Here is a 24252-nt window from a genome sequence, read left to right as displayed (position 1 = left end):
TGAATGAACGTCAGGATATATTTAGCCCGGCATAATATGATGACTATGGCTAAATACTCTGATGAACTAATCAATGTCGCCCGTTCTTTATACCTGCGGCGATATACTCCGGCAGAAATTGCCCATGAGTTAAATCTGCCGAATCGGCGGATCATTTACTATTGGGCGGAAAAATGGCATTGGGCGGATATGCTCAACCATGAACGTGTTATCGAGGCCATTAACCGCCGGATTGCCGTGCTCAGTGAGCGCAGCAATAAAACCACGCTGGAATTAGACGAACTCGACCGATTAATTGCACATCATATAAAACTGATGGCACAGGAAAATAAGCATAAAGAAAAGCTGGCCGACATTAAGGCGCAAGAAAAATCAGGCGGTGATGATATCCCCTCCAGTGAGGGTGAACCCAAAAAAAAGAAACGCTATCGTAAAAATGATATTTCGACACTGACTAAAGAAGATTTCCAGCAGTTTGTCGATGAGACGCTTTTCGGCTATCAAAAACATTTGCGCAATAGTCTGGCAAAACAGATCAGAAATATTCTCAAAAGTCGGCAAATCGGTGCAACCTGGTATTTCGCCTTTGAAGCATTCGAAAATGCCGTGTTAACCGGCGATCCTCAAATATTTTTATCCGCCTCAAAACCACAGGCAGAAGTTTTCCGCTCGTATATCGTCAATATTGCTGAACACTTCTTCGGTGTGACACTGACCGGTAACCCTATTCGGCTCAGCAACGGTGCCGAACTGCGTTTCCTGTCAACCAATAAAAACACGGCACAATCCTATTCCGGCCATTTGTATTGTGACGAATATTTTTGGGTACCTGATTTTAAACGCCTCAATGAAGTGGCGTCGGCAATGGCGACACATGATAAATGGCGCACCACGTATTTTTCAACCCCCAGCGCCAAAACCCATCCCGCCTACCCGTTTTGGATAGGTGATGAATGGCGCGGCAATGATCCAAAACGCAAACCTGTTGAATTTCCCTCATTTGATGAATTGCGTGATGGCGGTCGTGATTGCCCGGATGGTCAATGGCGTTACGTCATTACGCTGGAAGATGCCATTAAGGGCGGATTCAACCTGGCATCCATTGAAAAACTGCGGAACCGTTATAACCCAGACACATTTAACATGTTGTATCTGTGTGTGTTTGTTGATAGTGGCGCATCTGTTTTCAAATATCACCAACTGGAAAAATGCGGTGCGGATATCCATCTCTGGGAAGACCATGATCCCAATGCACCGCGTCCTTTTGGGGATCGCGAAGTCTGGGGCGGCTTCGACCCGGCCCGCTCTGGCGATACTTCAACCTTTGTGATTATTGCCCCGCCCATGATGGTACCCGAAGTTTTTCGGGTATTGGCAACGTTCTACTGGCAAGGCATGAACTGGAAACATCAGGCGAAACTGATTGAAGATCTCTTCAAACGCTACAAATTTACTCATATCGGTATTGATACCACGGGGATTGGTCACGGTGTCTATGAAATGGTGCAGGACTTCGCCCCCCGACAAGCCCACGCTATCCACTACAACCCACAAAGCAAAAACCAACTGGTCATGAAAATGATTGATGTGGTCAGTGAGGAGCGTATCGAATGGGATGTGGAACAAAAGGAAATTCTGGCCTCATTTCTGGCTATTCGACACACCACGACGAAAAAAGGCGGCAGCATGACCTTTGTCGCTGACCGTTCGCGGGAAACCGGACACGCTGACGTCTTCTGGGCAATCGCTCATGCCCTGATGAATGAGCCGTTAAATTACGACAAGAAACGCACCTCTAAATACACATTTGCAAAGGCTGCATAATGAAGAAAAAGTTAAGGAAAACCCGTGCACATTCCCCACGCACAAACCACCGCCAACGGCAAATGAGCTTAATCACGTTGGGCAAACCTGAACCGATACTCACCACCAGGACGGATTATCAAAATATCTGGTATGACAATGATTATGACCATTACACACTACCGATTGACCGTTTAGCCCTGGCACAACTGACCAACATGAACGGTCAACACGGCGGTGTACTCTATGCTCGTCACAATATGATTGCCTCGGACTATTTCGGCGTTCGCGGCGGAGTGAGTCATGAACAATTCAAGTCAGCCGTGATTAATTTCCTGATTTTCGGTGATGTCGCCATTCTGAAAGTCCGTAACTTCTGGGGTGATGTGGTTGCACTGGAGGTCTTGCCTTCCCTATACCTACGTCGCCGTAAGGATAAATATTTTGTGGTCTTGCAGGAGGGTGAACCACTGGTTTACTCACCGGAAGAAGTCATTTTCATTAAGCAGTATGACCCGCAACAGCAAGTTTACGGATTGCCGGATTATATTGGCGGTATTCATGCCGCACTGCTCAACGCTGAAGCCACCATTTTCCGTCGTCGTTATTACCACAATGGCGCTCACACTGGCGGTATCATTTACACCAATGACCCGAATATCTCTGACGAGACCGAAGAGGAAATCATACGCAAGCTGCACCAAAGCAAAGGTATTGGCAACTTTGAAACCCTGTTCGTGAACATTCCCAACGGCGACCCTGACGGGATCAAATTTATTCCGGTTGGTGATATCTCAGCCAATGATGAATTTGCCAATGTAAAAAGTATCAGTTCACAAGATGTGCTGACCGCTCACCGATTCCCGGCGGGATTAGCTGGTATTATCCCAACCAATATCGGCGGGTTAGGTGATCCGGAAAAAGCCCGTGAGGTCTATCGTCAGGATGAAGTTATCCCCGTTCAAAATATGTTCACGAATGCGATAAATACCCATGATATCCCCGAAATATTACATATCCGTTTTAAACAAGATCGCGTAAGTTTGGGTGCAAAATGCGCAAAAAACAGGTAAAATTACCGAAAATGGATACTTTGGGAATGAGGAATATGCGCGTATTAAAAATTATCTGCCCTGAGTGCGGCGCTAAGGCGGTTATTCGCAAGACGAATCGGAAGCACCGTGAAATTGCTGATCTGTACTGCGCGTGTTCCAGTGTTGAATGTGGTTATACATTTGTTATGAATTTGACGTTTTCGCACACGCTAAGTCCCAGCGCAAAAACAGGTGATCAACTGTTGCAGACCGTGATTAACAACCTCAACCCGCAACAGCGTCAAATGGCATTGGATTTATTAAAAGTTCGCCCTACTGCGTAATTCTGAGCCACTACTTAGTGGCCTTTTAGTTTTTACATTTGAGATTATTTCTTTTCTGACCTGCTCAGCCAGTTCTGCAATCCAATCAAATGCGACTTGCCGTTCTCGACTAGTGCAAATACCTGAATTACCAACTTTAACAATCAATTCAATCCGTTCCAACACGGCCAACTTATCCAGATAATCTGACATCATATTTTTACCGTTCCATTTACTGTATTTATATACAGTTTAATTTAATATAATTAACAAATGCATCAATTTCATTGAGAAATAATTAGTTATGTGACCTCAATCGGCCCTTGGTTAATTTTTCGCAACATAGTCAAATAATGACCTTTTGGATCACGGAATATCCCGGAAATATCAACCCCCAATTTTTCACTTAACCTACTCATTATCATTTTTGTTGTTTCAGTATGCGTTTTTTTAACTTTATGTAGATAACCAAACATAGATAAACAATAACGCTGTCCATCTATGGTCATGCTTCCCCCCCCTCCAGTAACGAACGAGCCAACACATCACTCATCTCCAAACTCTGTAATTTTGCCGATTCATGAACTCGCTGTATTTTTTCCTTCTCACTCATTTGATGCCAACCGTAATAGAATTCAGCTAAATACAGATCACTTCCTTGACTAACCGTATTTCGTGCCTCCGTACAGTTATTGACAGAACTCCAAGAGGAAGAAAAAACCAACCCCTCGCCCGCAGATACCGGGCTGGATTTGGGAACAATGTTCCATTTAACAGTACGAGTAATAAAAGCAGAAGAATCGCCCAAACGGGGCGAGTAAACCCCTAAAATACGCTGGACATCCTCACCGTAGGCGTTGCCTTGTTCGGTGATTTCATAGGACAGCCGCACGGTTAAATCTTTCCGTGCAACCAGCGGTCCCCCCTGAAATTCGGTATAAGCGAACCAATTCCCAATATCCGCAGCAAATCGGACATTATCCATATCCGCATCAGGTAAAATTTGTTCATCACCAGATAAGCGACGCAGTTCACGCCAGACAGAAACCGGAGCACCGCCAATCTGCTGGAATTGACGGATGCGCCAACGGCTTGCCCAAGCAGAAACCGAACGGGACATATCTTTAAGGTTTTGCCCTGTTTCCCCATCCTTTTCGCCATCCAGCGCGTAACCATCAATATTCTTGGAGATGTACTTGGCGATATAGCCTGTGGCCGAACCTTTTGCCTTATCGATAGGCTTCACATGGAAACGCGCCTTGAGTGCCTTTTGTCCCTGTAATTCCTCTGAATCTTCCAACCGGGCGTAATAACACATAATGTCGCGCATTTCATCGACATGCTCAGGGCGCATAAATAGCAGCATATGCCAATGCGGTGTACCGTCATGATGTGGCTCTACCACACGAAAACCGAATACACTGATCCCCGCACGGGAATAAGCCGCCCGGATTTTTGCCCAGACCTTACACAAATACTTTTGTGTATCCTTTGGAGTCACACCGTTCCAGTTTTTCACAAAACCGCCACCACTATGTACAGAGTGATATTTAGAAGGGGCTGTAATAGTATAAAAATCTCCCACACAGCCCATTTCGTTAGCCAAGTCCTCAAATCCGCGCATACGGATCATGAGTTCACAACGGCGAACGGCAGGGTTTGCAATACTGCCCAAGACTTTATCGCTTAACGAAACTCGCTTTCCATCTTCATTCTCTAAATCGAACGATTGCAGAAACTCCCAATTTAGCCGCTTCTGCTCTATCCATTCATGTAAAGTCTGACGTGAAACATAGGATGAAACCGCTTTTTGTACCTGTCCGACAGCAATTGCAATATGTTCGGCACGAATATCACGTATCCGCTTTAAACGGATGTACCACCATTGATCTGACATCATGCGCAGCAATCCCGCACATAGTTGGTCTTCTGTCGGTTTAATTCGACCTTTTGCAAATTGCTGCCAATATGGGGCTATCGTTCCCGCTTGCTGTGTCAATTTAGCCAAACAGGTATAGACGTGAATTAATCTACAGTAAGCGTCCTGCTCATTCTGTAGGGCCTGTTCAACATATTGGTCGTAACTCTCAGCCATAAACCGCGCAACCTCATGCGCAAGCTGTTTTATTTCTTTACGTCCTAATGTTGGCAATTGTTCCAGTGATTCGATAAACGGGAACGGCATAACACCAGATACAATATGCTGGAACTCGTATTGTTCATTGACCAATTTTAACCGTGGTAATACGTTCTCGCAGAACTGACGTAAAAACGTATTAGCCCGGCGGCGACCAGATTGATCGAAAATATTGGCGTAACGTGTTGCAAGGTAGATCGCCAGTGAATGCGGCACATTCTCAAGATATTGATGCCGCCATGCATAATCGTTAGGGTTCGCCTCCCACATAATACGTTCAGCCAGAGTTGCATCATTCGGCAACCCTGGCTGAAATTCTATACTCTGGCGATACATTGAACGCAGTGCATCGCCGTTATTTTCTTCTTTTCTTTCAATATTCATGTGACAAAAAATTAACGGGAATTAATTAGAATAAAAGCAAAACAAATTCTTCCGCTCTCTGCGGATACAAATCTTTATTCATTACCGTTACATTTGTTATTTTTCCTGAAATCAATCTTCCTATGAAATTTCCATTGTCACCAATTTTATTCAATGCAAGAAAATCACCTGTTTTATATTCTTGATCATTTACTCTAAATTTTGATTTTTTCTTTCCGTTATCAATGGCTATAAAAAAACTATTTTTTAATGATGAGTTTTGTTTTTCACTTTCATGATTATTCACCCTCACGAAAGAAAAAATTCGGTGATAGCGATGTAAGCTCATATCTGATATTTCCATATGAATAATCACAGCTAACATCATCTCTTATGACAGAATTAACGATAAAGGTTTTAACTCTAACGCCTTTATATTCACGTAAAATAACAATATCGTTTTCCTCAATTACAGGCATAAATACCGATACATCAATGCAAAGCTGACTATCTGACACAATGCAATCAAAATTTTTAGTTGTTAGATCATGATATCTAGTCATCCCATACACTCCGATAATGTTTCTGTTCCATCTCGAAAACTTCCTGACAGGAAACACAACGGGTAACACCCATGACTTTCATCCGTCGCTCTGCTGGGATTAATTCCCCACAATCTTCACATTCAAACGCAGAAACACTAACAGGGCGGTTTATATGCCTTAAGATTCTGCGTTCCAATGTTTCCTCTGCATGTTGACAGGCACGGTCGATAACATCAAACATAGTACCACTCCTGAGCCTGACGCTCGACGTTCTCAGATTCACTTTGCAAAAGCGCTGCACTGGCCGCATGATCCATTTTATTTCTCAAAACATGAACGGACAGTTTTGCTAAACGGAATGAAAATAAATCTGCATAATGTTTACGTTCATCCTCCCGCACCTTTTTTATTAACTGCTCAATACCTGTAGCTTTCATTTATTAATTTCCTTGTTTTTGGTAATAAAAATCCCTGACGTGTTAGCGCCATTAAAATTAGAACGGTAGTTATTTTTATTTAGTTCGGCAACGATAAATTATTGGGTAATAATACACTCGTTTCCTTGATAATATTTATTGCTCGTATCAGACTAATCATTTCTTCACGAGTTAATTCATTCAATGCCAGTTCATGCCTATTGGTTGGTATACGTGCTATGTAGAAAATGGCAGCTAACACGCGTTTATTATCCACATAGTTTTCGCTACGTTTATCTCTCATCTCATTAATAAAGACACTTAACTCTTTATTATCAGATTTGAAATATTGTGTCCTGACTTGAGCAACTTTATTTAATCCATTAACCCGCGTTTCAAAAGATATTGAGAATGCACGTTGTTCGCTTGATTCAAATTGATATTCCGTGTTCATATAAACCTCATCGAATCAGGAACAGAATAAAATAAGCAAAAGCACATAGAACGATTGGATAGATAAACCTATCTTTTTGGGGTTTAAATGATTCACCAGTCAATTTATATTGGTGTTCTTGTTGCTTTAATGCGTTCATGCTGACCTCACACTAACAATGCTCCAATACCTGCAACAACATCAACCACCGAACTAGACGCAGGCATTAGAATGCAATCTTGATGAAATGGTAATACCCACTAAAGTTAATAATCTGATCGCATTATTAACCGTCCTCTTAAACTCAGCCACACGGGTATGATTGAAATGACCTCCCGAAACAACAGCACTTGCCAGTTTTCCCACTTCTGCCGTTACACCTAACAAATAATTCGACATGTTGGAATCACAAATCTCATTCACCGGTACCGATGGCTGACACCGCAACTGCTCCAGTAATCCATCCAAAATAGATGCGTCTTGCGTTACATCGGTTAACTTCATTAAGTCAACACAAGTCAGTATGTGAGGCTGTTCAGGATTTAGCTTGTTACGCAGCATTTGCGGATTCATTCCGATAACTCCCGAAATTTGAGCTAAGTTGCCCCTATGAACGTTGGCAAATGCCTGGCAAGCATGATCAAAGTGTGTTTGTTTGGAAACTTGATAATCAAACATTGCTGTTTTTCTCCAAAAGCGAAGAATTATTTACGCAGCAAGCAAAATATTAGCGATATTACTCGCTTGTACTGCTTCCAACGTTAAGGCCACCATATTGATAAACACCTTGCCGCGTTTCATATCACTAGATTTTTCGCGAACTGGTAAGCGGCCATCTCTGATCATGTCGCGAGCAGTAGACATAGGTATAGAACTACGGCGACAGAATTCTTCTATTGTCACATAAGGATCAGTAATGGCGATTGTAATGTTAGGGCGCATAAGGCAAAATCCTCTATATTTTTATCTCGGTTTTATCAGTTTACATTCGTCAATTATCGTAAAAAACTACAACTTAAGGCTAAGATTATATCGTATTTAGCTACACGTCAACAGACGCTATCGCTTTTTACGTAAAATCGTTAATTTACTATGACAGTACTAAACATTGATATGGCTGGAGAAAGCACTCCAGTACTAGATCGCATAATAGAAGCTTATGGATTTACTTCTAAACTTATGCTCGCCCATCACTTTGATATGGCATCAAGTAGTTTAGCTGGAAGATATAAACGGAATATTTTTCCTGCCGATATGGTCGTCCGCTGTATGGCAGAGACAGGAGCAACACTTGAGTGGTTAGCAACTGGTCAAGGAAAAAAATTTGCTGATGATGAGCTGAACATCATAAAATTGCCGAACCATAAGCTGGTAGACGGGAAACTGTATCAGTCTGGTTGCGTTATGTTCGACAAGCTAATGTTTACTGCTGGAGTTCCCTCACCTTCTGATCCTATTTGTGTTCTGGATAACAAAACTAACTACATCATTGATCGTAAATTTACCGACATTTACGACGGTAAGTGGCTGGTTGAAATTGAGGAAAAAATCAGCATCCGTGAATTAACTCGAATTCCTATTAAGCGCGTCCGCGTTTCTGGGGTTGGTATGGCGTTTGATTGTGACCTAGAAGATATTAAAATATTAGGTCGTGTTGTAATTATTTGCCTTCAATAACATCATGAAGCTATCAAATATAATTCTAACTTCTGTAAAAGTAGCCACTCTTGCTTTTTTACTATTGATCCTTGTTATTATTTCTATAAATATTAATAATGGCGTATCAACTCTTGCTGCTGCTATTTATCTACCTTTACTAGTGATTGCTTTATTTTATCGCTGGATTTTGTTATCCCGTAGAAAAGGAAAGAATAATAACAATGATTTCATCAGAGGGTTACAAAAAATATTATTTTCATGATTGGTTAACTAATGTGGTTGGTATAGATACTCATGGCAATAAACAAACAAACCAGCGGTAAATGGCTAGTTGAACTTTATCCAAATGGCAGAACAGGGCGTAGAATCCGTAAGCAATTCACAACTAAAGGTGAAGCAATTGCCTATGAACGTTTTATCTTAGAACAAACAGAGGATAAACCTTGGATTGGTGAAAAACAGGATAAACGTAAACTAACCGAACTTGTTGATACTTGGTATCGCGCACATGGCGTCACCTTAAGTGATGGAGGCAAAAGACAAGCAACAATGAATTTTGCCTGTGAAGCAATGAGCGACCCTTTAGCCACAGAGTTTAGCGCAAAGCTCTTTTCTTCCTATCGTGAAAAACGGTTAAGTGGTGATATTACCCGCACTGATAGGAAAAAGGCTGTTGCACCTCGGACGGTCAACTTAGAGCTTGCCTATTTCCGCGCAATGTTTAATGAGCTCATTCGCCTTGACGAGTGGAAGAATGAACATCCACTTTTAAAAGTTCGTCCCTATAAAACAGATGAACAGGAAATGGCTTTTTTAAACGAGGATGAAATTAGATGTCTATTGCGAGAATGTGAAAACAGTAAGTCAGTTGATTTAATTCATGTTGTTAAAATCTGCCTAGCTACAGGCGCGCGTTGGTCAGAAGCCGAACGCCTGAAAGGTGCCCAGATTAATAATAACCTGATTACCTACACTAAAACGAAAGGAAAGAAAAACCGTACTATACCAATTAGCCCTAAATTAGCCGCTGAACTGCCAAAAGCGAAAGGCTCAAAGCCTCTTTTCAATTCATGCTATTCTGCATTTAGAACAGCAATAAAAAGAGCAAAAATAGAGCTACCAGCAGGGCAGTTATCCCACGTTCTGCGGCATACATTTGCCAGCCATTTTATGATGGCTGGAGGTAATATTTTAGTACTACAAAAAATACTTGGTCACACTGATATAAAAATGACCATGCGCTATGCTCATTTTTCACCAAACCATCTGAATGAGGCTATAACCCTCAACCCGTTAGAACTGATAAAAAATGGCGACAGGATGGCGGCATAGGATCAAAACCCTCAGCATCATTCGTTATGAATGATAATATAACAAATTGATAAATAAGATAATTTATTGATTTTATTACCCCTAGATTCCTACTCATAATCGCTTGGTCACTGGTTCAAGTCCAGTAGGGGCCACCAGATTTTAGCTGTGAAAACAGATAGATAGACCACTCAAGCAAGAGTGGTTTTTTTATGTCTTTTAGTCAGTGCCCCCTTTTTGTCCCCTGAGAAAATTTTCATGTCCCTGTTGTGCCATTGTTCATACACAAGGAAGATTATTTTTTGACCGAACGAACCAAACGCGAAAAAAATTTTCTGCCAATAAAAATATATTTACTTAACTTAGTTGATTTCAATTTTCTAATAGCCACAAGACCGCGCTAGTACTGTGTTTTGAAATTTCCTTCGGCTTATCTTCGTGATCTTACTTCTTACGTAAAATAGAAATATTTCCTTATTATCATTGTGTTAACCTTTCTGCCATGATCCTCCCTTGATCCAAAACGTGCAGGCGGGTGCGGTGTAGTGCCGTTTTCATCATAAGTTCATTTATTTCGTCATAAGTGCAACGAGACAAACCGCCACCAGGGTGTTTATTTGATTCTTGAGTCAGATAATACAATCGGTTAAAGCAGTGTTGTCATTGGCAAAATCCAGTGACCAAGGTTTTGCAGCCTTGCGTTCATGGACGCTGGTAAGAAGTTTTTACCAGTGCGCCTGCTATCGCCCCTCTATGGCGGTTCAGGCAGGGGAGGTTAACACCTCGCCGGAAATGAACGCCGGTCTGCAAACCCTGTTTGAATCGCCACCATCAAAGAGGGAAGCAGGAATATGAAAAAAGACTGGCATACCGCCGATATTATCGCTGCGATACGTAAGAAGAATAAAACGCTGGCATCATTATCTAGAGAGCACGGTTTAAGCTCTTCAACATTAGCAAATGCTTTAACGCGCCCCTGGCCTAAAGGGGAATTACTGATTGCTCAGGAAATTGATGTCACCCCTGCTGAAATATGGCCCAGTCGGTATTTTGACGAAAATAAGCAGCCTATCAAACGAACCGTCCGAAATGATTTACCAAACAATCCTGATATCACATAAGTTATTTCTATATCCGAAAAAGTAACAACAACCTTTAAACCACCAAGCTAATATAACACGCTGAATTATCATTTTTTTATTACACTTACTGCCCATTCTTTAATATCAAAATTGTATTCATAGCCCTATGAAGATGTAAAACAGCCCGCATATTTTGCGGGCGAGATAATTAATCAATAATGTGTTTCAGACCATAAAAACACAAACCCGTAGCGCTGATTGATACCACATTATTGACCTGGTACGTATTGGTTTGATTGATAACAGTGCTGTATGCATCTGGTCGCAGTTTATCAGGATATAAAAAAGGCCACGTATTAACGCAGCCTGTTAATTAATGATGATTTTCATTCAATGGACAAAGTTAACTGATGTCCGATAGCCGATGCGACCTTACCCACCGTATCAATTTTAGTTGAGTGCCGTAAATCAAAGATACGGGTCACTTCCTGCTTTTTCACCCCCATACGGTTGGCTAATTCAATTTGCGTTAACTTGGAATCAAGAAACGCATTGAGCATAAGCACCTTAGAGGCCACGCTTAAGGGCACATCAACATAATCCTGCCCTACGGGGCCAGGAAGCGGGATTTTTTCATTATCTTCGAAGTAAAATTCAAAAGCGGTTATTAGCGCATCGAGTGCCATCTCTAGCGCCTCTTCCCGTGTATCCCCCTGGGTTAAAGCTTCGGGGATATCCGGGAATGAGACGAAATAACCGCACTCTTCTACTGGCTCTAGTGTGACTGGATATCGCATATTTTTAATGATGAACCTGTGCGAGAACCCGCCCCTTGCGAGGCGGGTTTTTATCACAATCCTAATTGCTTAATGATTGCTTTCCTCAGTGGCTCTTTGATCTCTTGCTAGGGTGTCTCGGCATAATGCTTCGTTTCCCCTAGTATCTCAGTTTCAGATGGTTTGTCCCATTTGAAACTTCGACGCCTTGAGCTTCCAGCCACCGTCTAAACTCGCTTTGCTTCACCACTCCTCCATTCTGTTGAACACACAAACACAGTAAATATTTATGCTTACCATATCAACACTTTTGTTTACCACATAGAAAAGGTAAAAATTGTAGTGGTCTAATAAAACCGGCCCCCCATTTAGGTGGTAAAATTACCACGTTAGCTAAAAGAGGTGTTCAATGACAAGACAACGTCGTACGTTTTCTACAGAGTTTAAGCGTGATGCTGCTAGTTTGGTACTTGACCAAGAACGAGGTGGTGTGACACCGAAGGCTAAAGCCCTGACGCCAGAGCAGCAGCGCATTCAAGAGCTGGAGGCCAGAGTTAATCGGTTAGAGCGGGAGAAAGTTATATTAAAAAAGGCTACCGCTCTCTTGATGTCGGACGAAATCGAATCTTGATTCGAAAGGCCATCAATGATTTTTTTAAACCAAACTGGATATTCCCCAGGAACCTTATTAATTAAATAAGATTCCAAAATAGTGCTACATCTTATACTACTCATAATTCCATGTATAACAATGGGTTGAAGAAGGCCATGTGTAGCAGAATTATGAAACGTTATTTAAATCCCTCAATTTTAGTGGATTAACCCATTTGTAATCGGATACCTCGTCAGAATTAATTTTCAGTTCTTTATCAAATTGCCCGATAAAAATATGATCGTATTCAATCAAAGTATTAGGGAGTGTGGCATGATAAATAAATGACAAAACTTTTTTCAATGGACAATCAAAACCCATCTCCTCACCAAGACGCCGGTGTGCTGCGGTATCCAGTGCTTCACCAACCCGAGGGTGACCGCAACAGCTATTGGTCCAAAGCCCGGCAGAATGATATTTTGTTGTTGCCCGTTTTTGTAGTAGTAAATTTCCTTTGTTATGAAAAATAAATATAGAAAAGGCCCGGTGTAACATACCTTTCTGGTGAACATCCATTTTTCCCGCTGAACCAATGGGATTGTGATATTTATCAACAAGAATAAGCATCTCATCCATTATTAATGACCTTTTTGTGAAGCAAACTAAAACATAAATATTAATTAATCATAAAATCGAAATACATACCCTGCAAGTATCAAATTAATTTCATAATAAAATGATATAACTAGGGGTTGTTGAATTTGTCATAAAACATGTATCACACCAGGCCATAGCGTCTCCCTCCATATTCTTTTGCATACTTTTATAACTACAAAACGTCACAGAAAACCAAACAAATAATAAACAAACAAGAAAAATATCATTAATTGCTAAAAATTTATTAAAAAACCATTGTTTTTTTATCTTAAAAAAATATAAAGATACATCTGTTGAAGTATCGTTTAATACCAAAGGAGTATACTCAGCGAGTTTAAATCATCTTCCCTCCTGTATTTTTTAGAACTAGATTAAAGAAATGGAATATATGTATCAACCCGCCAACTCAGGCATTCGACTGTTCACAGACTTAGTCGGAAAAAAAATCAGTCCCAGTCCTCACTGGTATTCGGCACAGAATCGCACTAAATTTGCTTTACGTAGCGCTCTGATGCCAATATCGACGCTAAAGCTATTAAATCAGATAGTTAATACACCGTTTTATCTGGATATTTTGAAGAAACAACCTTGTTTGCCTTCTAAACTACATCGCCCTTATCTGAGTATTAACTTCAACAAAGGGCAAACACTACGCGCAATAAATGAACATTATCAGTTGTTATTTACCGGGCTAAATAAGTCTATTATTAATAAAATATTTTGTTCCAATGCATATCCATTAGCGGTTATCCATGGTAAGAGTGGAACTTACACTATTTTTGTAGATTCCATGGACTGTTTTAACAAAGAGGGCGAACTTACCTTATTTATTGGGACAGAGGATAATAAAACTCTGGCAAGATGTGCCTTTACATTACTGACGATTGCCGGCAAAAAAACACTATTTATTGGTGGGCTACAGGGCTCTAAAGAAGATACAACCCTTGAAGTTATCCGCAATGCTACGAAAGATTGTTATGGATTATTTCCAAAACGCTTACTGCTTGAATCTGTTTGCCGTTTTGCTGCCCACTTTGGTTGTCAGCAAATTCTGGCTGCCAGCAATGATACACACATCTATAAAAGCCTGCGCTATTGGCATAAAAAGAAAGATAAATTAGTGGCTGATTACGACTCTTTCTGGGAGTCATTAGGTGGAGCAAGGGGAAAAAATAAAGATTTCCATCTGCCATTAGCCATTGAAAGAAAAACGCTTGAAGATATCGCCAGTAAGAAGCGAGCCGAATATCGTCGCCGTTATCAATTACTGGATGAACTGGATAATGGAATGCGGGATTCTCTGCCTTCAAATTAAATCAGAATTCAGAATCAGGCCGCCACCCAGTGTGGCATAGCCTGATCTTAAAATGGCTTCTATCTTGGTTTAACCATCTGCCATTCAAGATGGCTTTTAACCGCAGACCATTCACAATTGATAATGCTATAAACACAAGTATCTCTGACACTACCATCTTTAGATAAAACATGACTCCGCAAAACTCCATCAAGTTTCGCACCCAGCCGCTCTATCGCTTTCCGGCTCTGGTGATTAAGAAAATGAGTACGAAATTCTACGGCGATGCAACCCAATTCTTCAAAAGCATATTTCAATAGCAGATATTTCGCTTCTGTATTGATATGTGTCCGCTGGACAGAACGCGCATACCAAGTAGAACCGATTTCCACCCGGTAGGCATGAGAATCAATATTCATATACGTGGTCATTCCAACTGCTGTGCCTGTCCGATGGTCAACAACAGTAAAAGGCAGCATAGTACCTTTCTCATGCAAAAATAAGCGGCGATCAATTTCTTTACTCAAATCAACCGGTGAAGGAACATGGGTGTACCATAATCTATGTAACTCACCCTCTTCAATTTCCTGTACAAATTCATCATGCCGCTGATGCGTCAAAGGTTCAAGAGTAACCCCTTTTCCTCCCAAAGTTACCCATTCCGTCATTTGTTTTTTCATAATAACCGTTGGTGTTAACAAATAAATTAAGGATAGTAGACATCACCTTATCCTCTCCCCCTCTCGTTATCAACTCTATAGCAGAGCGAGATTTTATGATATACATCACATTCGTTTAACATTTTTTTCCCAATTAACCTTATTCCGTCTAGATTTGAACCACCATCTCATCCGACCACCTAATGTTTTTATCCCGTGGTTTCGGACACAATAACAATAATCTGGTTATGATTGACAAACACCCGACGGAGATTGCAATGAGCCACTATCCTCACCTATTCACCCCTTTAGACCTGGGGTTCACCACACTGAAAAACCGCATTCTGATGGGATCAATGCACACCGGATTAGAAGAACATCCCGATCGCGCCCAGAGGCTTGCCCGCTTTTATGCTGAACGGGCAGCCGGAGACGTAGCATTGATTGTCACAGGTGGAATTTCTCCAAATAAACAAGGTGTTATAGGAAAAGGCACAGCATTTCTGGTAGATAAAAAAGACCTTGTCCATCATAAAGTTATTACAGATGCGGTTCATCAGGCTGGTGGAAAAATTGCCATGCAAATCCTGCATACCGGCCGTTACAGCTATCAGCCGAATCTTGTCGCCCCTACGGCCATTCAGGCGCCGATTAACCCATTTGTACCCCGTGAAATGACAGAAGAAGACATTCAGCAAACCATTGTTGACTTCGCTCACTGTGCGCAACTAGCACAACAAGCAGGTTATGATGGTGTAGAAATTATGGGCTCTGAAGGTTATCTGATTAACCAATTTCTGACTACCCGCACCAATCACCGCCAAGATCAATGGGGTGGAAGTTTTGAAAATCGAATGCGCTTTGCCGTGGAAATTGTCAAAGCGGTCCGTCAAGCAACCGGACGGGAATTTATTCTAATTTATCGGCTTTCAATGCTGGATTTAGTTGAAGAGGGTTCTGATTGGCAGGAAATCGAGCAATTAGCCGTCGCCATTGAACAAGCAGGAGCATCTATTATCAATACGGGTATCGGCTGGCACGAGGCACGAATTCCAACTATTGCGACTATGGTTCCCCGCGCCGGATTCAGTTGGGTAACGCAAAAGCTGATGGGGAAAATTTCAATCCCATTGATCACAACAAACAGAATTAATGATCCAGAAATTGCAGAGCAAGCGCTGGCACAAGGTTGTGCGGATATGGTTTCCATGGCGCGGCCTTTTCTGGCGGACGCCGAATTTGTTCAGAAAGCTCAACAAGGACGAGCTGATGAGATAAACACCTGTATTGGCTGTAATCAGGCCTGTCTGGATCAGATTTTTGTCGGTGAAATCGCCTCCTGTCTGGTTAATCCCCGCGCCTGCCACGAAACAGAAATGGCAGCCGAACCGGTTACCGTGCCGAAAAGACTGGCTGTTGTTGGTGCAGGACCTGCTGGACTATCATTTGCCGTGACGGCTGCCAGCCGTGGTCATCACATCACACTGTTTGAACGTAATGGGCAGATTGGCGGGCAATTCAATATTGCCAAACAGATCCCCGGTAAAGAAGAGTTTCATGAAACATTACGTTATTTTCAGCGTCAATTAGAAATCCATCATGTTGATGTGCGGTTGAGCCAAACCGCAACAACAGAAATACTCGCCGATTTCGATGAAGTGATCATCGCCAGTGGCATTGCGCCCCGCCAACTCACTATTGATGGAATTCATCACGAAAAAGTACTGAGCTACTTAGATGTACTCAGGGATAAGAAAAATGTCGGTCCGCGTGTGGCTATCATTGGCGCAGGTGGAATTGGTTTTGATACCGCAGAATATCTGAGTCAACCAGAAAAGCGTACTAGCCTTGATCGTACCGCTTTCAGCGAAGAATGGGGCATTGACCAGAATCTGATACATCGTGGTGGTTTATCTCCTACAGGCCCGAAACCAGAACCCTCCCCCCGAAAAATTTATTTGTTACAACGTAAACCAACCAAAGTGGGTGAAGGGTTAGGCAAAACAACAGGTTGGGTACACAGAACCCGTCTGCACATGCGTGGCGTGAAAATGCTCAACAATATGCAATATCTGAAAATAGATGATCAGGGATTACATATCAGCTGTAATGGGGAACAGAGCTGTCTTGCCGTAGATAACATCATTATTTGTGCCGGACAAGAGCCACTGAAAGAATTGTATCAGCCGTTACAACAAGCAGGAAAAACCGTACATCTTATTGGTGGCGCAGATGTTGCTGCTGAACTGGATGCCCGACGGGCTATCAATCAGGGCACCCGATTGGGGCTTAAAATCTGACAATAAGTAATGCCAATCACAAGCAGACCATAAAGATGCAGTAAACACTTAAACCGCGCCATTACTGGCGCGGGCGTTTTATTCTTCTTACCTATTACTGCCTTTTTGACTTCAACCGGAAAACTTCAATCAATTACGCCGAGTTAGCTGATCCGACGCCAGACGGTCATCCTCAGCCTGACAAACGGCGGCGGTGAACAATACATCGGTAGAAGAGTTTAGACCCGTTTCCGCCGAATCCTGCAATACACCAATAACCAAACCAACTGCCACAACCTGCATAGCAATTTCATTGGAAATACCAAACATACTACAGGCCAGAGGGATCAACAGTAAGGAACCTCCCGCCACACCAGAAGAACCACATGCGCAAATTGAAGCCACCACACTTAGCAACAATGCCGTAGGCAAGTCAACCGGCATACCAAGCGTATTGACCGCAGCCAGCGTCAGGATGGTGATAGTCACCGCAGCGCCCTCCATATTGACCGTTGCCCCCAACGGGATGGAAACCGAATAAGTATCTTCATGCAAATTCATCCGGCGGCACATAGCCATATTCACCGGAATATTCGCAGCCGAACTGCGAGTGAAAAATGCCGTCACGCCACTTTCACGCAAGCAAGCAAATACCAGTGGGTAAGGATTACGACGAATTTTCCAGTAAACAATCAGCGGGTTTACAACAAATGCGACAACCAGCATACAACCCAGTAACACAACCAACAGTTGGACATATCCCAGTAAAGTATTAAAACCGGTTTCTGCGATAGTTGAAGATACCAGACCGAAGATACCAACAGGTGCACAACGGATTACGACCCGAACAACCTGAGTAACCGCTTCAGACATATCATGAATCAGAGATTTAGTTGAATCCTTCGCGTGACGCAGTGCGATCCCCAAACCAATAGCCCAGGCAAGAATACCGACATAATTACCGTTCAGTAACGCATTCACCGGATTAGCGACAACATTGCCCAATACCCCTTTAATCACCTCCATTATGTTTTCAGGAGGAGACATCTGAGCATCATTGACAACCAGCACCAGTTGTGACGGAAACATAAAACTACCGGCCACAGCAACTAAAGCGGCGGAAAAAGTACCCAGAATATAGAGGACAAGAATTGGACGAATATTGGTTTTCTGGCCTTCTTTATGGTTAGCAATAGAAGACATAACCAAAATCCATACCAATACCGGGGCAACTGCTTTCAAGGCACCAACGAACAACGTCCCAAGCAAACTGACTGACTTAGCAGCCGAAGGTGCCAACCACGCTAACAGTATCCCTGCAATTAAACCGATCAAAATTTGTTTAACCAAGCTCCCTTGTGCAATGTAATGCACGAAGCCACGCTTTTGTTTTTCCATAACTGACCCATTTTATTAACTGTTCTACTAAAATTGTATTTTCTGTGTTTGCTGCCTCAGTATAGGGAAACCAAGAAGGGTGAAAAGCAGAAACAGTTAAAATATACAACCCTTCCAGCACTTATTAACAATACATTCACATTTGTGTGATCAAAACGGCAATTTACACATTTACAGAGCACAATTATTTATTTTTATGTTTAACCATTTTTCAGTAACCTAAGACCAGAAAAAACCCTATATTCCCGTTCAGGAAAATAGGGTTATCTGTTAAAAAATAGTTACCTGATTACTGGATCTCTTTAGCTTTATACTTATTTATCCAAACATTAATAATCATTGTTATTGTCAAAATACTCGCAATAGCCCCCAGAGAAACGCCCATAGGAATATGATAAACATCCATTAACAGCATCTTAATACCGATAAATACCAGAATGACTGATAAACCATATTTCAACATTGTGAATTTCTCTGCCACACCGACCAACAGAAAATACATTGCACGTAATCCTAAGATAGCGAAAAGGTTAGAAGTCAGAACAATAAAAGGGTCTGTTGTTACTGCAAAAATAGCTGGAATGCTGTCTACAGCAAAAATAACGTCGCTGATTTCAACCATAATCAAAACCAGGATCAATGGTGTCGCGTATAACAAACCATTTTCTTTAATAAAAAAACGTTCTCCGTGCAGATTATCCGTCATACGAATACGCGATCTTAACCAACGGACAAAAGGTTTATCACCGACTAGAGCGTCATCTTCTTTTGCCAACGCCATCTTAACACCGGTAACCAGCAGAAAGATGCCAAACAGATAGAGTATCCAACTGAATTGAGAAACCAGCCAGCTCCCTGCAAAGATCATCACAGTACGCAGCACAATTGCACCTAAGACACCGTAAATAAGCACCCGGCGTTGCAAATTTGCCGGAATAGCAAAATAACTGAACAACATCAGCCAGACAAACACGTTATCAACAGCAAGTGCTTTTTCAAGTAAATAACCCGTAAGAAAAGCCATTGCCTGACTATTGGCAACAGTTTCCCCCACAGTTTCTCTGAAATACCACCATAATCCTAATGCAAATAAGAGCGACAGACTTACCCAAATTACGCTCCAGACAGCAGCTTGACGAAATGACATTGCCTGCTCTTTCTTACGCCCTTGTAAGAGCAGATCCAGTAACAGCATAATCGTAATTAAAACGGCGAAACTTCCCCATAAGACAGGACTACCCACTGAGTTCATTTTCTTTCTCTACATAAACAAAAACGGCCGAAGTCTCAGAAGACGCCAGCCGTTGCTATATTTCTTCCCCACGCAATGGAGGTGGATGTATTGCAAGCAACCCTCGCCTTCTGGCAAGGTCTCACTTACAACACAGAAAATGTACCACCAGGTATCAGTTCAAGGTTGCCCGGCTACCGGATGCTATTGCATCGTAATGACGATAAACCGGCAAGGAAGTTACTCCCCTTTGCTGTGGTGAAAAGTAAATCAAATTCACACAAGAATCAATCTACCACCGCAAAAAATATTGACTCATAGACAGTAACCAATAAACCGCAAATAAAATAGTGAGAAAATAGCGATTAATTTAAATTAAAAATCCAATAAACTAATCGCATCAAACAAGTTTATTATTCCATTTCAATCAATGTTCAATTGATCGCCAAAATTTTCTGTTTAGTCACTCTTGATTTTGTTACAGTGTCGCAGGCCATGCCATTTTCCTCTTTCAACGGATTGAAAAGGCGTTATAACCGGCCAAATAACTACAACAGGATGCAATTTAATCAGTTTAGCCCCATGCTTTCAGGATGAACAAACAAAGGCATTTTAGGAACACCTGATGGAAATAGTAAAAGAACTTATATATGCACTTTGGCACCAGGATTATGAAACTCTGGCCAATCCATCCCTACTATGGGCCATTTATATCATGCTATTCTTGATCCTCTTCCTTGAAAATGGCCTGCTTCCCGCAGCATTTTTACCTGGAGACAGTTTACTTATATTGGTTGGCGTATTAATTGCCAAAGGTGCGATGAGTTTCCCAGTAACGCTTGTTATATTAACCACCGGAGCAAGCTTAGGTTGCTGGGTCGGTTATCTTCAGGGGAAATGGTTAGGAAATACCAGGATAGTACAAGGTTGGCTCTCTCACTTGCCGGCTCATTATCACCAAAGAGCTTACAGTCTTTTTCACCGCCACGGCCTGTCTGCTTTACTTATTGGCCGTTTCCTCGCATTCATACGAACCTTGCTGCCAACACTTGCGGGCCTGACGGGTCTGCAAAATAGTCGTTTCCAGTTTTTTAACTGGCTCAGTGGTTTCCTGTGGGTCGTTATCCTAACCTCTTTGGGCTATGCACTCGGTAAAACCCCCATTTTTCGTCAGTATGAAGATCTGGTAATGAATTTCCTGATATTACTGCCACTTGCTTTACTAATTATTGGTTTTAGCGGCAGTTTGTTAGTTGTATTACGTAAAAAAACGTGCCAACCCCCTCAAAAAAAGTAATTCCTTCTGAAAAACCCTTAAATCTCCCCATGCCGCAAACAAAAGTATCGTTTGCGGCAGGATAGTAAAATAACGCTAATGTTTTTCATTCACCTTCTAAAATATAAGCTATATTTAATCATAGTCTTTTCCAGCGTCTGGAAAATCGACCGACTAAGTCAAATATACACACCTACATAAGGAGTAATTTACATGGTACATAACAAAACTGCTGAAGACTTACGCATTGAATTAAAATCCCTATCGAAAACACTAGAGGAAGTGATCAAAAATTCCGGTGATAAATCCGATACCGAACTGGAAAAAATCCGCAACAAAGTAGAAAGCCTGCTCGAAGAAACTCGCATGAAACTTGGCACTGTCAGTGATAAAGTCGTTATGCAAACTAAAGAGATGGCTCGTCATGTTGATGATTACGTTCACGCAAAACCGTGGACAAGTATCGGCATCGGTGCAGTAACGGCTGTCGTATTAGGTGTGTTATTGGCTAAACGCTAATATGAACCACCCATCCAAATCTCAAGGCCCCGGTAAAGGGGTCCTTGATTCTCTTCAACGCATTGCCACCATCATTATCAGGATGGTAGAAACCCGCTTACAGCTGATCGTTGTAGAACTGGAAAAAGAAAAAGCAACCCTGATACAACTGATATTAATGGTCGGTCTGACATTGCTGTTTACCGCTTTTGGTCTGATGTGTCTACTTGTTCTGATTTTTTGGGCTGTCGATCCAGCCTGGCGTCTTACTGCATTAGCCATCACCACAGGTACTTTGCTGACCCTGGCGCTCATTGGCCTGATATGGACCATCAGGAAATCCCGTCATTCAACATTACTCAACGCAACCCGCGAGCAATTAAGGATTGATAGAGAGATGCTGGAGGATCACAGTAATGAGTAAACAGAGCCAAAAAAGAAAACTAAAAAAACAGCAATTACTCAAAAGCATCCTGTTACAACGAATTATACTTTCTAACGATACTCAGCACTGGCGAAATATCACTGACCCCTATGACAAAGGCTGGCAAAAGCTTTTGTCATTAAAATCTTATCTGCTACTCGGGGCCAGTACCCTCTCTTTATATGGTCTTCGTCACCCAGTGAAATTCTATCGCTGGACCCGCCGAGTCATTGGTGCATTGAAGATACTAAAAAGGAAGAAGTAATAATTCTTCATAATATATCTTATTGATTATCAACAACATTACTCACATTCAAAAACTTTGTATAAAATTGTTAATAATCCTTGCTTACAACTAAGCTCTCCTCTCTTTAATATACATTCCATTCCTTAATGATTAGCAAATTGTGCTATTTCAAGTTAGTACCGACTAATCATCACTACTTTACCTGTATCCCTGGAGTTGTTAATGAAAAAATTTGAAGATAGAACCTTGCTATTAGCCCGTATTTTAATGTCAATCCTGTTTATCGTTGCAGGTTATGGAAAATTAGGCGATGCCTATGTTAGCACTCAACAATATATGGAAGCGATGAGGGTTCCTGGCTTTTTATTACCGCTGACTATCTTGCTTGAACTGGGTGGCGGCCTAGCCGTTCTGTTCGGTTTCTTAACCCGTACAACAGCACTATTTACCTTTGGTTTCTGTATTCTGACTGCCTTACTTTTCCACAGCAATTTTGCTGAAGGTATGAACCAGACTATTTTTCTAAAAAACCTGACTATCGGCGGTGGCTACCTGTTACTGGCTATCATCGGTCCAGGTAAATTCAGTATTGACCGCTTGATGAATAAAAATTGGTAATATACTGTTGTTGCTGTTCTGAATCTGAGAAATAACATTTTTAGGTAAAGAGTAAAACCATCAAACGCCCACTTTGCTCAACTATCCTATTAGATAACGATTTCATATTAAGTTTCAAGATAAATAGCTGACCGGAAAATCTAACAGATTTTTCGGTTTGCTTTATTAAAGCATCGTAGCTCCGATAAAACATGATACATTTCGCCAAAATATTAATGACAATAACAAAAAGCGCAATCAAGTTAAACAATAACACTAAAATCTCAATAAATTTATATATTAACCCCATAACAACATTATTCAATGCATTTTTTCACAAAATACATTAAAATAAAAATATATCTGAATTTGAATTAAAATTATTAATAAAAATATCTTAAAACATATATTTTTAAATTATTGAAAAACAAATAAAAACATTTTAATAATATAATAAAAACAGAATTTACATTACGTTAAATCCCATAATAACCTCATGATTTTACTATGGGATTTAAATAAATAAAAATCATTATAAAATAAAAAACAAGAATATGACTTGCCATTTACACATCATTTAACACAGCTAAAAAACGAATAAACAAAACCTAACAAATTGATTACATTAAAAAATTAATTTATAACCCATTAAAGGCGAATAATCGCAACCATAACCATACAAAATTTTTATTATTAAATTTTACAATCATACTTTAGCCTTAATTATCCAATAATCTATTTATCTTAATAAATACTATCGTATTACTACATTTAACCCCACATCATCTATAGAGTAATAAAAAGGTTTTATAATATATTTTCACTATTTTATCTTACTGACAGAAATAAAAATCTTAAATTTATATAAATTACTTATAAAAGCATAGATGTTTTATTTTAGATCTATAAATGTAAGATATAGAAACATATCAGTTAAATCACCATGCAATTATATTATTAACTTATTCGCAAGTTGAAAAATGAATATCGAGAATAACAGATTATAATAACTACTATACCCTATGGATTTCAAGATGGATCGCGGCGGCAAAGGAGCGAATCCCCGGGAGCATAGATAACGATGTGACCGGGGTGAGTGAGTGCAGCCAACAAAGAGGCAACTTGAAAGATGACGGGTATATACTTAAAACACCCCATATCATATTAATAATACAATAATATCATTCTGGCCTGGCAAGAATATTCTCACAGTAGATA

At 41.0% G+C, this 24252-nt stretch carries 29 protein-coding genes and 3 pseudogenes; 17 read left to right on the top strand and 15 right to left on the bottom strand.

Annotated elements, in window-relative coordinates; all coding sequences use genetic code 11:
• Positions 1–45 precede the first annotated feature (45 nt).
• The 3 genes from ACUN2T_RS04440 to ACUN2T_RS04430 are packed head-to-tail and all read left to right on the top strand — an operon-like array spanning position 46 to position 3181.
• Complete coding sequence (locus ACUN2T_RS04440; protein WP_445496428.1) at positions 46–1824, top strand: terminase large subunit domain-containing protein; 1779 nt, start codon at positions 46–48, stop codon at positions 1822–1824.
• A complete protein-coding gene (locus tag ACUN2T_RS04435) occupies positions 1824–2876 on the top strand; it encodes a phage portal protein (protein WP_445496427.1) in 1053 nt (350 codons plus the stop codon). Before ACUN2T_RS04440 ends, ACUN2T_RS04435 begins: the two co-directional genes overlap by 1 nt.
• 35 nt (positions 2877–2911) lie before the next feature.
• Positions 2912–3181 (top strand): ogr/Delta-like zinc finger family protein, encoded by a 270-nt coding sequence (locus tag ACUN2T_RS04430; protein ID WP_146748120.1) that lies wholly within the window; start codon positions 2912–2914, stop codon positions 3179–3181.
• 281 nt (positions 3182–3462) lie between these two features.
• Here ACUN2T_RS04430 and ACUN2T_RS04425 read toward each other — a convergent pair whose 3' ends face one another.
• The 9 genes and pseudogenes from ACUN2T_RS04425 to ACUN2T_RS04385 all read right to left on the bottom strand — a co-directional run bounded on the left by ACUN2T_RS04425 (position 3463) and on the right by ACUN2T_RS04385 (position 7996).
• Positions 3463–3669 carry a hypothetical protein gene (locus ACUN2T_RS04425; RefSeq protein WP_445496426.1) on the bottom strand — a complete coding sequence of 69 codons (207 nt, stop codon included), beginning with the start codon at positions 3667–3669 and terminating at the stop codon, positions 3463–3465.
• Complete coding sequence (locus tag ACUN2T_RS04420; RefSeq protein ID WP_445496425.1) at positions 3666–5681, bottom strand: replication endonuclease; 2016 nt, start codon at positions 5679–5681, stop codon at positions 3666–3668. The genes ACUN2T_RS04425 and ACUN2T_RS04420 overlap by 4 nt, the downstream gene beginning before the upstream one ends.
• Before the next feature lie 25 nt (positions 5682–5706).
• Complete coding sequence (locus ACUN2T_RS04415) at positions 5707–6009, bottom strand: DUF3850 domain-containing protein (protein WP_445496424.1); 303 nt, start codon at positions 6007–6009, stop codon at positions 5707–5709.
• Entirely contained in the window at positions 5960–6223 is a 264-nt protein-coding gene (locus ACUN2T_RS04410) for a hypothetical protein (protein ID WP_065390416.1), read from the bottom strand. The genes ACUN2T_RS04415 and ACUN2T_RS04410 overlap by 50 nt, the downstream gene beginning before the upstream one ends.
• The gene (locus tag ACUN2T_RS04405) at positions 6216–6446 is read right to left on the bottom strand and encodes a TraR/DksA family transcriptional regulator (protein WP_445496423.1); all 231 of its coding nucleotides are present in this window, start codon (positions 6444–6446) and stop codon (positions 6216–6218) included. The genes ACUN2T_RS04410 and ACUN2T_RS04405 overlap by 8 nt, the downstream gene beginning before the upstream one ends.
• Positions 6439–6642: a DUF2732 family protein gene (locus tag ACUN2T_RS04400; protein ID WP_445496422.1), complete on the bottom strand. Its 204-nt coding sequence runs from the start codon at positions 6640–6642 to the stop codon at positions 6439–6441. The genes ACUN2T_RS04405 and ACUN2T_RS04400 overlap by 8 nt, the downstream gene beginning before the upstream one ends.
• A gap of 79 nt (positions 6643–6721) precedes the next feature.
• Complete coding sequence (locus tag ACUN2T_RS04395; protein ID WP_445496421.1) at positions 6722–7075, bottom strand: DUF5347 family protein; 354 nt, start codon at positions 7073–7075, stop codon at positions 6722–6724.
• Between the two features lie 146 nt (positions 7076–7221).
• Positions 7222–7732 (bottom strand): annotated as a pseudogene (locus ACUN2T_RS04390) (phage regulatory CII family protein).
• A 30-nt stretch (positions 7733–7762) separates the two neighbouring features.
• Positions 7763–7996, bottom strand: coding sequence for a regulator (locus ACUN2T_RS04385; RefSeq protein ID WP_445496420.1), 234 nt, complete (start codon positions 7994–7996; stop codon positions 7763–7765).
• Positions 7997–8146: 150 nt separating this feature from the next.
• Here ACUN2T_RS04385 and ACUN2T_RS04380 point away from each other — a divergent pair, with 150 nt between their 5' ends.
• The 5 genes from ACUN2T_RS04380 (at position 8147) to ACUN2T_RS04360 (ending at position 11145) form a co-directional block, all read left to right on the top strand.
• On the top strand, positions 8147–8731 hold the full coding sequence (locus ACUN2T_RS04380) for a phage repressor protein CI (RefSeq protein WP_445496419.1): 585 nt from the start codon (positions 8147–8149) through the stop codon (positions 8729–8731).
• 4 nt (positions 8732–8735) lie between these two features.
• Entirely contained in the window at positions 8736–8975 is a 240-nt protein-coding gene (locus ACUN2T_RS04375) for a hypothetical protein (RefSeq protein WP_065823419.1), read from the top strand.
• 32 nt (positions 8976–9007) lie between these two features.
• Positions 9008–10045, top strand: a complete 1038-nt coding sequence (locus ACUN2T_RS04370; protein ID WP_445496418.1) for a phage integrase — start codon at positions 9008–9010, stop codon at positions 10043–10045.
• Positions 10046–10648: 603 nt separating this feature from the next.
• Positions 10649–10879, top strand: coding sequence for a hypothetical protein (locus ACUN2T_RS04365; protein ID WP_445496417.1), 231 nt, complete (start codon positions 10649–10651; stop codon positions 10877–10879).
• On the top strand, positions 10876–11145 hold the full coding sequence (locus tag ACUN2T_RS04360) for a helix-turn-helix domain-containing protein (RefSeq protein WP_445496416.1): 270 nt from the start codon (positions 10876–10878) through the stop codon (positions 11143–11145). The genes ACUN2T_RS04365 and ACUN2T_RS04360 overlap by 4 nt, the downstream gene beginning before the upstream one ends.
• A 347-nt stretch (positions 11146–11492) precedes the next feature.
• Here ACUN2T_RS04360 and ACUN2T_RS04355 read toward each other — a convergent pair whose 3' ends face one another.
• Positions 11493–11903, bottom strand: coding sequence for a type II toxin-antitoxin system HicB family antitoxin (locus ACUN2T_RS04355; protein ID WP_445496415.1), 411 nt, complete (start codon positions 11901–11903; stop codon positions 11493–11495).
• A 53-nt stretch (positions 11904–11956) separates the two neighbouring features.
• A pseudogene (locus ACUN2T_RS04350) lies at positions 11957–12129 on the bottom strand (type II toxin-antitoxin system HicA family toxin).
• Positions 12130–12291: 162 nt separating this feature from the next.
• Here ACUN2T_RS04350 and ACUN2T_RS04345 point away from each other — a divergent pair.
• Positions 12292–12500, top strand: a pseudogene (locus ACUN2T_RS04345) (transposase); the annotation flags it as partial.
• Between the two features lie 163 nt (positions 12501–12663).
• On the opposite strand, the gene idi reads toward ACUN2T_RS04345, so the two are convergent.
• Entirely contained in the window at positions 12664–13110 is a 447-nt protein-coding gene (gene idi / locus ACUN2T_RS04340; protein WP_445496414.1) for an isopentenyl-diphosphate Delta-isomerase, read from the bottom strand.
• A gap of 409 nt (positions 13111–13519) precedes the next feature.
• On the opposite strand from idi, the gene ACUN2T_RS04335 reads away from it, so the two are divergent.
• Complete coding sequence (locus tag ACUN2T_RS04335; RefSeq protein WP_445496413.1) at positions 13520–14446, top strand: VirK/YbjX family protein; 927 nt, start codon at positions 13520–13522, stop codon at positions 14444–14446.
• Positions 14447–14505: 59 nt separating this feature from the next.
• On the opposite strand, the gene ACUN2T_RS04330 is transcribed toward ACUN2T_RS04335, so the two are convergent.
• Positions 14506–15093 (bottom strand): GNAT family N-acetyltransferase, encoded by a 588-nt coding sequence (locus tag ACUN2T_RS04330; protein ID WP_445496412.1) that lies wholly within the window; start codon positions 15091–15093, stop codon positions 14506–14508.
• A 269-nt stretch (positions 15094–15362) separates the two neighbouring features.
• Between ACUN2T_RS04330 and ACUN2T_RS04325 the strand changes: the two genes are divergently transcribed.
• On the top strand, positions 15363–17384 hold the full coding sequence (locus tag ACUN2T_RS04325; protein WP_445496411.1) for an oxidoreductase: 2022 nt from the start codon (positions 15363–15365) through the stop codon (positions 17382–17384).
• A 129-nt stretch (positions 17385–17513) separates the two neighbouring features.
• Here the strand turns inward: ACUN2T_RS04325 and sstT are convergent, their stop codons facing one another.
• Positions 17514–18761, bottom strand: coding sequence for a serine/threonine transporter SstT (gene sstT / locus ACUN2T_RS04320; protein WP_445496410.1), 1248 nt, complete (start codon positions 18759–18761; stop codon positions 17514–17516).
• Between the two features lie 289 nt (positions 18762–19050).
• A complete protein-coding gene (locus ACUN2T_RS04315) occupies positions 19051–20013 on the bottom strand; it encodes a TerC family protein (protein WP_445496409.1) in 963 nt (320 codons plus the stop codon).
• 90 nt (positions 20014–20103) lie between these two features.
• Here ACUN2T_RS04315 and ACUN2T_RS04310 point away from each other — a divergent pair, with 90 nt between their 5' ends.
• From ACUN2T_RS04310 to ACUN2T_RS04285, 6 genes are all read left to right on the top strand, one after another.
• The gene (locus ACUN2T_RS04310; protein ID WP_445496408.1) at positions 20104–20313 is read left to right on the top strand and encodes a hypothetical protein; all 210 of its coding nucleotides are present in this window, start codon (positions 20104–20106) and stop codon (positions 20311–20313) included.
• A 304-nt stretch (positions 20314–20617) separates the two neighbouring features.
• On the top strand, positions 20618–21289 hold the full coding sequence (locus ACUN2T_RS04305) for a DedA family protein (RefSeq protein ID WP_445496407.1): 672 nt from the start codon (positions 20618–20620) through the stop codon (positions 21287–21289).
• A 192-nt stretch (positions 21290–21481) separates the two neighbouring features.
• A complete protein-coding gene (locus ACUN2T_RS04300) occupies positions 21482–21787 on the top strand; it encodes a DUF883 family protein (protein WP_445496406.1) in 306 nt (101 codons plus the stop codon).
• A 1-nt stretch (position 21788) separates the two neighbouring features.
• Positions 21789–22190 (top strand): phage holin family protein, encoded by a 402-nt coding sequence (locus tag ACUN2T_RS04295; protein ID WP_445496405.1) that lies wholly within the window; start codon positions 21789–21791, stop codon positions 22188–22190.
• Positions 22183–22455: a YqjK-like family protein gene (locus tag ACUN2T_RS04290; protein ID WP_445496404.1), complete on the top strand. Its 273-nt coding sequence runs from the start codon at positions 22183–22185 to the stop codon at positions 22453–22455. The genes ACUN2T_RS04295 and ACUN2T_RS04290 overlap by 8 nt, the downstream gene beginning before the upstream one ends.
• A 204-nt stretch (positions 22456–22659) precedes the next feature.
• Positions 22660–23055: a DoxX family protein gene (locus ACUN2T_RS04285; protein WP_445496402.1), complete on the top strand. Its 396-nt coding sequence runs from the start codon at positions 22660–22662 to the stop codon at positions 23053–23055.
• The last annotated feature ends 1197 nt before the right edge of the window (positions 23056–24252 follow it).

Source organism: Photorhabdus machadonis, assembly GCF_052657765.1.
Note: the sequence above shows the minus strand (reverse complement) of the source record. Positions and strands in the feature narration are given on the sequence as shown.